General features: G+C 36.1%; 4 protein-coding genes. 3 read left to right on the top strand and 1 reads right to left on the bottom strand.

The features are described from left to right. Together E1171_RS12605 and E1171_RS12600 are read left to right on the top strand one after the other, a co-directional pair. The coding region (locus tag E1171_RS12605; protein ID WP_155206364.1) for a T9SS type A sorting domain-containing protein at positions 1 to 3,974 on the top strand (3,974 nt) is incomplete at its 5' end. Positions 3,975 to 4,159: 185 nt separating this feature from the next. Then, positions 4,160 to 4,660 (top strand): hypothetical protein, encoded by a 501-nt coding sequence (locus E1171_RS12600; protein ID WP_155206363.1) that lies wholly within the window; start codon positions 4,160 to 4,162, stop codon positions 4,658 to 4,660. 280 nt (positions 4,661 to 4,940) lie between these two features. Here E1171_RS12600 and hemA read toward each other — a convergent pair whose 3' ends face one another. Then, positions 4,941 to 6,209, bottom strand: coding sequence for a glutamyl-tRNA reductase (gene hemA, locus E1171_RS12595; RefSeq protein ID WP_155206362.1), 1,269 nt, complete (start codon positions 6,207 to 6,209; stop codon positions 4,941 to 4,943). 464 nt (positions 6,210 to 6,673) lie between these two features. On the opposite strand from hemA, the gene E1171_RS12590 reads away from it, so the two are divergent. Continuing rightward, entirely contained in the window at positions 6,674 to 7,630 is a 957-nt protein-coding gene (locus E1171_RS12590; protein WP_155206361.1) for a ComEA family DNA-binding protein, read from the top strand. Positions 7,631 to 7,984 lie beyond the last annotated feature (354 nt).

Here is a 7,984-nt window from a genome sequence, read left to right as displayed (position 1 = left end):
ATAACCCTAAATACGATAACCCAGATGAATTTGGAGAATATCACAGGCTGATAAGAACAGCCATAGGAGAGGAAAACCCAAATTATCCCACAAACTATTTAGGCAAAGCTTTAAAAAAGGCCCCAGTTAAATCTGTAGGAAAAATAAGCAGGGGAGATGAAAAATTAATTGGCCTAAGCAATATAAATGGTGAAGGTACTGAAATAATTTGGACAGAACGGGGACCAAGCAATGTCCCAGGACGAACAAGAGCCTTAATAGTAGACCCAGACGATGCCACTCATAAAACTTGGTATGCAGGTTCTGTTGGGGGCGGAATATGGAAAACAGAAGATGCAGGACAATCCTGGATTGAACTAACCAAAGAAAGTAATTTACCAAACATTGCTATCTCTTCTTTGGCCATGGCGGCCTCCAATCCTGATGTAATCTACGCAGGAACAGGGGAGAGAGGAGTTGCTGGTGCCACAGGTACCATTTCAGGGGATGGAATGTATAAAACAGAAGATCGTGGCAATACTTGGACACAACTTAGTAGCACTACCAATGAGGAAGATTTTCAACATATCAACCGGATCATTGTGGACCCTAACAATGAAGATATCGTACTGGCAGCAGCCACTTCGGGTGATTTTGAGAAAAGTGGGATATTTAAGAGTATTGATGGAGGAGCTTCCTGGAAAAAGGTCTTTGATAACTCTTATGGTGTAAAACAAATTATTGCCGATCCTACCAATTTTAACTTCCAATATGCCGCGGTGGAAGGTTATGGAGTAATTAAATCTACCGACGCTGGGGAGAACTGGAATTTACCTTCAACAGGCTTTCCTAATAGTGGAAGAATTGAAATTGGTATTTCAGAAACCAATCCTTCAGTTTTATATGCCTCCATTGACAATGAAGAAGGAGAACTTTATTATTCAAATGATGGAGCAGAAACCTGGAAATTAACCCTTCCAAAAGAAGGAGATTCCGATTATTTCTCTCTAGGTGGACAGGGATGGTATGATAATGCGGTAATGGTGCATCCCTATGATGAAAAAATAGTTTATGTAGGGGGAGTAAATATTATGAAAATCAGCTTGACTGATGATACTTCTACAAAAAATTCTTTTCAAGGACTTTTATCTGAAACTACTTCCTCCTTTTTGGACCAGGAGATTCGTTTTTATGAGGGAACAGAAACACCAATTAGCGTGGAAATAAGATTCGGCGAAGGATTAAGTCAAAAAGCTCATAGATTTACGGTACCACAAGGTGCAACTTCAGGAGTTCCTTCTTCAGATTACACTTATCAAGATTATATAGAAATTCCCCTTGAAGCCTGGGATATAACTAATAATCGTCAGTTAGCTATTTCTTTTAGAGACCAGCAACAGGATGGCAGCTTTTCGCTTACCGATGATTTTGATACCAGCCGGGAATATCTGTTTGTACATGCTGCAGATTACGATCCTAATGCCCCTGATGCTGAAATTGCTATAGATGGAGGTATAGATATAGCTCCAATATTTAACCTTTGGCTAAAGCAACCAGAAGGAATTAGTTGGGACCCCGCCAAGTTGCCTGAATCTAAAATAGAAATTCTTGCTACTACTTTAAATGTCCAAATCAGAGAAATTCAATACTTAGTGGACAGTTATGGCGATGCCCCAGGAGATGATCGATTTAGAAACAGTTATTGGTTTGGATATCCTCAACACCCAGACCAACATTCTTTTACTGCCATAAAAGGAGATAATGAGGGAGAGTTTCAAATTATTAACACCAATGATGGAGGAATTTATCTTTCTGATATGAGTGAAAACCCGGGCTATGAAAACGAATCCTGGACCATGAGTGGCTTAAGTTATAATACGGCTCAGTTCTATGGAGCAGACAAGGCACCGGGAAGTCAACATTATGCCGGTGGAACTCAAGATAACGGAACTTGGGCATTTCTTCCTAGATTTCTTAACCTGGAAGAAAACCAAAATGCTGATTTCAGTAGTCCATACGTTGAACTATTTGGTGGAGATGGTTTTGAGGTCGTATGGCATCCTACTGACCCTACTCAGATCATTGGAGGTTCTCAATATAATGGATTGAGAAGGTTAAATGGAGATAACATTGAAAGTGCTACTGATGGAATGACAGACACTGGTTCTGGAAATGCTCCTTTCATTACTAGAATTGCCAATGCAAAATTAGCCCCAGACTTAGTTTATGTAATGGGAGCCCAAGGGATATGGCGTAGTGATGATTTTGGCCGGGAATGGCATTTAACCCCAATTTCAGAATTGTATAATGGTACAAGGGGAGATTTGGCCGTTTCTTCCGCTAACCCCCAGATTGTTTGGGCCGGCTCAGGTATGGCAGAGGGAGTTTATAATCTACAAATTTCTAAAGACGGGGGGCTCAGCTTTAATCCGGTACCTAACCCTAAAAATATAGATATTTTTGCCTCTTTATCTGGTATTTATACTCATCCTTTGGATGAAAAAACTGCTTTTGTTTTGTTCTCGGTAGCTAATTCAGGAAAAATATTACGTACCAAAGATTTAGGCCAAACCTGGGAAGATATAAGTGGTTTTGATCCTACCAGTAATAGCCAAGGCTTCCCTGATGTCGCCACTTATTCAGTTTTGGTAATGCCTCATAATACCGATATCATTTGGGCAGGTACAGAAATAGGAATTTTTGAATCCACTGACGACGGGAAAAACTGGGCCAGAATTGAAGAATTTCCTGCTGTATCTGTTTGGGATATGAAAATTCAAGACGATGAGGTGATTATTGCCACTCATGGAAGAGGCATTTGGACTGCTACCGTTCCGGATCTACTTAACGCTCCTACACCAACAGTGGTACAGGCACCAAGGATAGATGATGTAAAACAATTATGGGACACAAACTTCAAGATTAATTTTGTTGCTAATTTACTATCTGCCTACGACAGTACTGTAGTCTTTAATGGGGATCTAAAATTAACAAAAATTGAGGCTAATTCAGAAGCAATCATTATCGATCAAGAAATTGAGGTAGAAACCGCAGAACTCAGCCTTAACCTTATTAGCTATAAAGATGAAGTCCCTTATAAGAGTTTAATAAATGAAATGCAGTTGCTAAAGATTCAGGAAGCTCAACAAGAATATAGTAATAATTTCGAGGATGTGAAAAATGATGATTTCTTTTTGTCGGGTTTTGAGATAACCACCACAGACATTTTTGAAAGTGTAGGTTTGCATACCGAACATCCTTATGTGGATAATGCAAATTATTCAGCCACCCTAACAATTCCTATTGAGATCAGCTCAGAAAATACGTTCTTGGAGTTTCAAGATCTTGCATTAGTGGAACCAGGAGAAGAAGGTGTCTCTTTTGGAGAAGAAGAATTTTGGGATTATGTAACGGTAGAAGCTAGTACAGACTTAATCAATTGGACCACTCTAAAAGGTTACGATGCAAACCTACAGGGAGAGGATGGTTTATGGAAATGGCTCTATGAATATAATTACCTAGGGGAATACGAACTGGACTTTTTGATAGAATCTGAAAATTTGACAGCGGAAGAATTATTGGTAAAACATACAATTCCTTTAGGAGATAGCTTTGAGATCGGAGAAAAAGTTTTATTAAGATTTCGACTGAATTCCGATGCTTATACTACTGGTTGGGGTTGGTATATAGATAACTTTGAAGTAATTCCTGATATTCCAACATTTTTGGGTATGGAAGAAGAACTAAAAAATAATGTTTCCATATATCCAATCCCTTCAGAAGGCCCAATTAACCTAAGCCTAGGAAACTCTTTTAAAGGAAACCTATTACTAACAGTGCACGCCTTAAATGGAAAAGTAGTTTATCAAAGGGAAGTGCAGTATCATAATGAGGAAACCTTATCTTTGGACCTATCCCAACTGAGAAAAGGCATTTACATACTTGAGCTTGAAAAAGGAGACCAAAAGGTGTTGAAAAAAATTGTCCTTAATTAATCAATATAAGAGTGGTCATTTAAAATAAGTTCTTTAAAAAAAATTGTAAATTTTGGAAAAATAGACTCAAACATGAGTCTATTTTCCTTTTTAGTTAAATGCACTTTTAATATTTATAAAGTGCTAATACCAATAGCATACTTGTAAAAGTATTAAAAACAAAACTTTTTAGTCAATATAGAATTATGGATATTGTTAAAACCTCAAAGTGGAGTAAAATGGCATTTGTCGGCTGTTTACTCAGCACTATTTTCCTATGGGGATGTGTTAATTCAAAAGGAATGGACAAACAAAATAGTAAAAATAGTTCCGTAAAGGTAATCGTGACTTATTCTTCCGACTATTGCGGGGGAGCACTTCCTCCTGAGGACCTCCTGGAGAAAAAAACAAAGAGCAGAAAATATGTTAATCAAAAGCTACATGTATTTAACAATAATAAAAGACAGGGAGAATCCATGAGCTTCCAAACTAACTTTGATGGGGTATTTTATTTTGAAGGACCAGCAGGAGTTTATTATATCTATTTGGATGATAAAATGAAATTGGATCCTTTAAAAATTGAAAATAGAGCTTGCAAGAATTGGCTTTTAAAGCCCTATGCCCAATTTGAAGTAAATAAGGAGGAGGAAACAACAAATATTCACATTCATAAACAATGTAACCCATGTTTACCTCCAAAAATGTAGACAAGTATTAATAGAAACCTTAAAAGAATTTGTGAAGGTGCCAAAATTAGCGACATGTTCTTAAGAGCATGTTTAAATCCCGCTGCAACAAAAATAATTTACTACAACTAATTTAAATGGCCTGAAATAACCTCCAACTTTATTTCCTGACCATTTTTATTAAGAATCCACAAAGAAAACAAATAGTAAAAAGTTAATACCCACATCTATTATAAAAAAGAAAAGGGATAAACATACTTCTTCTTGTTTATCCCTTCTCGAAATTATTTATAAAATATTTCTAAACCTTTTCTTTAGCTTTTTCCAGGTCAAATAGATCATTTAGAACATCCACTAGAGTATCCGCCTCCCCTCTTTTACAAGCCGCTTTCAACTGCAAAACCGGAAGCTTGATTACTTTCTGCATCATGTTCTTAGTTATTTTTTCCACTTTGGCAGTTTCTTCCCTATTCAGGTTTTTGGTGTATCGTTTTATTTCATCAAGACGAATTTGCTCTAAAGCATTTTTCAATTTCTTAATGGTCGGCGAAACAATCATCTCCTTAGTCCACTCCTGGAATTCTTCCTTAGACTCCTCTATAATTTTTTCTACCTGTGGAATGGCAGCTATTCTTTTCTCCAAAGCCTGAGAAGCCTTATTTCGAATATTATCCACATTATAAACCAAAGCACCTGGAATATCTTCTATAGACGTTTCAATACTCCTTGGTACCGAAAGGTCTATAAAATACTTAAAGCTAAGAATCTCCATAGATTCTACGAAAGATTTTGTAATAAATGGCTGTTCAGCAGCAACCGAACTTATGATCACATCAAAATCCTTCATTACCTCAAAAGTCTGCTCAAATGGAATGGTTTTGAGACCACATTCTGCGGCCAAAGATTCGGCTTTTGAAAAGGTCCGATTAGTGATGTAAACTTCCTTGTCGGTTTGTCCAATGAAATTTCGACAAACATCAGCACCAATTTCCCCCACTCCAATGACCAATATCCTAGGGTTAATTATTTCAGAGGTCAATTCTTCAACCAATTCAGTAGCAGCATAGGAAACAGAAGCCGCCCCGTCTCTAAATGCAGTTTCTTGGACAGTTCGCTTATTGGTAAAGAAAATAGTATGCATTAAACGGTGAAGCAAAGGCCCAGCCATTTGTTCATCAGCGCTGGCTTGATAGGCTCGTTTTACCTGATTAGAAATCTGTAAATCTCCCACAACCTGAGCTTCCAAACCAATAGCAACGCGAAAAAGATGATCAACAGCTTGTTGGTGATCATTGTAAAAAGTGAAGTATTTTTTATATTTTAAGGAATCAGACCATTCCTTTTCGATACTCAAAATACCCAAAAGAGATTTGCTCAAATCTTCCTCGGAAGAATAATATATTTCAGTTCGGTTACAGGTAGAAAGAATTAGGGCATCCTGAACATTGGTAAACTCTTTAAAATACTTTAAAAGTTTTTTGCATTGATCTTCGGATAATGCTACTTGTTCCCTAATCTCCAGGGGAGCCTCTTTATAGGATAAACTTATCGCCTTAAAAGTGTTATGCATAAACCTATTCGAATATTAGCGCAAAATTAATGTTTAAAAGAGTAATTATAAAGCAACACATCTAAAAGGAGGTTATTTATACTCATTATAAATAATATATTTACCCCTACAGCCCTCTTAAGTCCTTGAAATGTAAATATTGAAGGCATCCTTGAGTTTACCATTGTCACCTTTAATTCAAGAGCCACTTCATTTTCCAATATTTCTTCCGATGAAGATATATTTAAGTGGCTGTCATACCTACCATTCCTCTTTATCGCACTTACTGTTTAAGTAGTCCCTGGCATCAATTAAATCCTTTTCAGAATAAAATGATATAAAAATTAATTAATCTCTTCTATTACCTTATATATATATTTTACTAAAAATTAAAGCATTTATTGTCAAACAACCCAATAAAATCAACTTAAAATCAGACAATTACAACAAAACCAACAACTTTTTCCCTGGGAAGGAATTCAATTATGAAAAGAATCAAACAATGGTTAAGAAATTATTTCGGTTTTTCCCAATCTGACTTAAACGGCTTCTTTGTTACTATTTTCGCCATTTTTATAATATTGAGTGCTCCTTATTTCATTAGCTCCTTTTCACGAAAACCCATCACCATAAGCCAAAAAGATCGACAACTACTGGATAGCCTGGCTTTAAAATTGGAGGATCGATTAATTGACAACAAAAAACAAAATAAGAACTCCCCTTTTCACAAGCCCAAACCGGTGTATTTTTCTTTTGACCCAAACATCGCTTCAGAAGAAGAACTTAAAAAGTTGGGGGTTCCCCCAAAAATTGCCCGGCGCATAATAAATTACAGAAATAAAGGAGGAAAGTTTCGAATTAAGGCCGACCTGCTAAAAATTTATGGTTTTCCGAAAGAGAATTTTCAAACCCTTTCGGATTATATTCTTTTGCCCGACACCCTTTTTATCAAAAAAGAAACATTTACAAATCAACAGAAAGTTAAGAGTTCCCCAAAGATGAGCTTTCCAGAAAAGAAAAGGGAAAAACTACCCATTTCACTGGATTTTAACTTGGCTTCTGCAGAAGAATTTCAGTTTATCTCTGGCATAGGGCCAATACTTTCCAAACGCATTGTTAAATTTAGGAATGCTTTAGGTGGTTTTATAGATGACAAACAATTGGAAGAAGTATATGGTTTGAAGCCAGAAGTACTCGAAAATCTACTAGCAAATGGCAAAATATCAGAGGGCTTTATTCCCCAAAAAATTTTAATAAATACAGCCTCCCCTGATGAATTAGCTCGACACCCCTATATTTCCCGAAGTTTGGCAAAAGTAATTGTGGCCTACCAGAATCAAAATGGAAAATTTAAACAAATTTCCTCCCTTCGCAAAATTCAAATCCTTTCGGAAGAAGATTTTGAAAAAATTAAACCTTATATTTCATTGGAAATAGATTAATTCCAGTGGCTTCAGGGACTCCTATGCATTTAATTCATTTTATAGGGAATGTTGGTGATCCATGGAAGTTCATTGGAATAGCACTAAATGTTAAAGATATGCTTCCTCAAAAACAAAAAATTTAGAAACCATGGGTATTATTTTTAATTTAGAAGTGTACCTAAGTTTTAAACTAACGGTAAAGATTTAATTAAAGTTAAATAATTGGAAATATGAATTTTCAACGAATAGGTTATGTAAATTAAAACCATATTACTTGGAAGCCTTTTTACAATGTCCAAAAAAACAAAATCATCCTCAATACCATTTAATTACCTATTAAAAAATTATTTTGTAGCAACTGGCAATGGTGAT

Source organism: Xanthovirga aplysinae, from assembly GCF_009711365.1.
Taxonomy (GTDB): Bacteria; Bacteroidota; Bacteroidia; order Cytophagales; family Cyclobacteriaceae; genus Xanthovirga; species Xanthovirga aplysinae.
The sequence above is the reverse complement of the archived record's forward strand: the minus strand, read 5'-3'. Positions and strand labels throughout refer to the sequence as shown.

Coding starts and splice junctions, on each gene's coding strand:
- E1171_RS12600 (WP_155206363.1), top strand. CDS start 4,160: ATGGATATTGTTAAAACCTCAAAGTGGAGTAAAATGGCATTTGTCGGC.
- hemA (WP_155206362.1), bottom strand. CDS start 6,209: ATGCATAACACTTTTAAGGCGATAAGTTTATCCTATAAAGAGGCTCCC.
- E1171_RS12590 (WP_155206361.1), top strand. CDS start 6,674: ATGAAAAGAATCAAACAATGGTTAAGAAATTATTTCGGTTTTTCCCAA.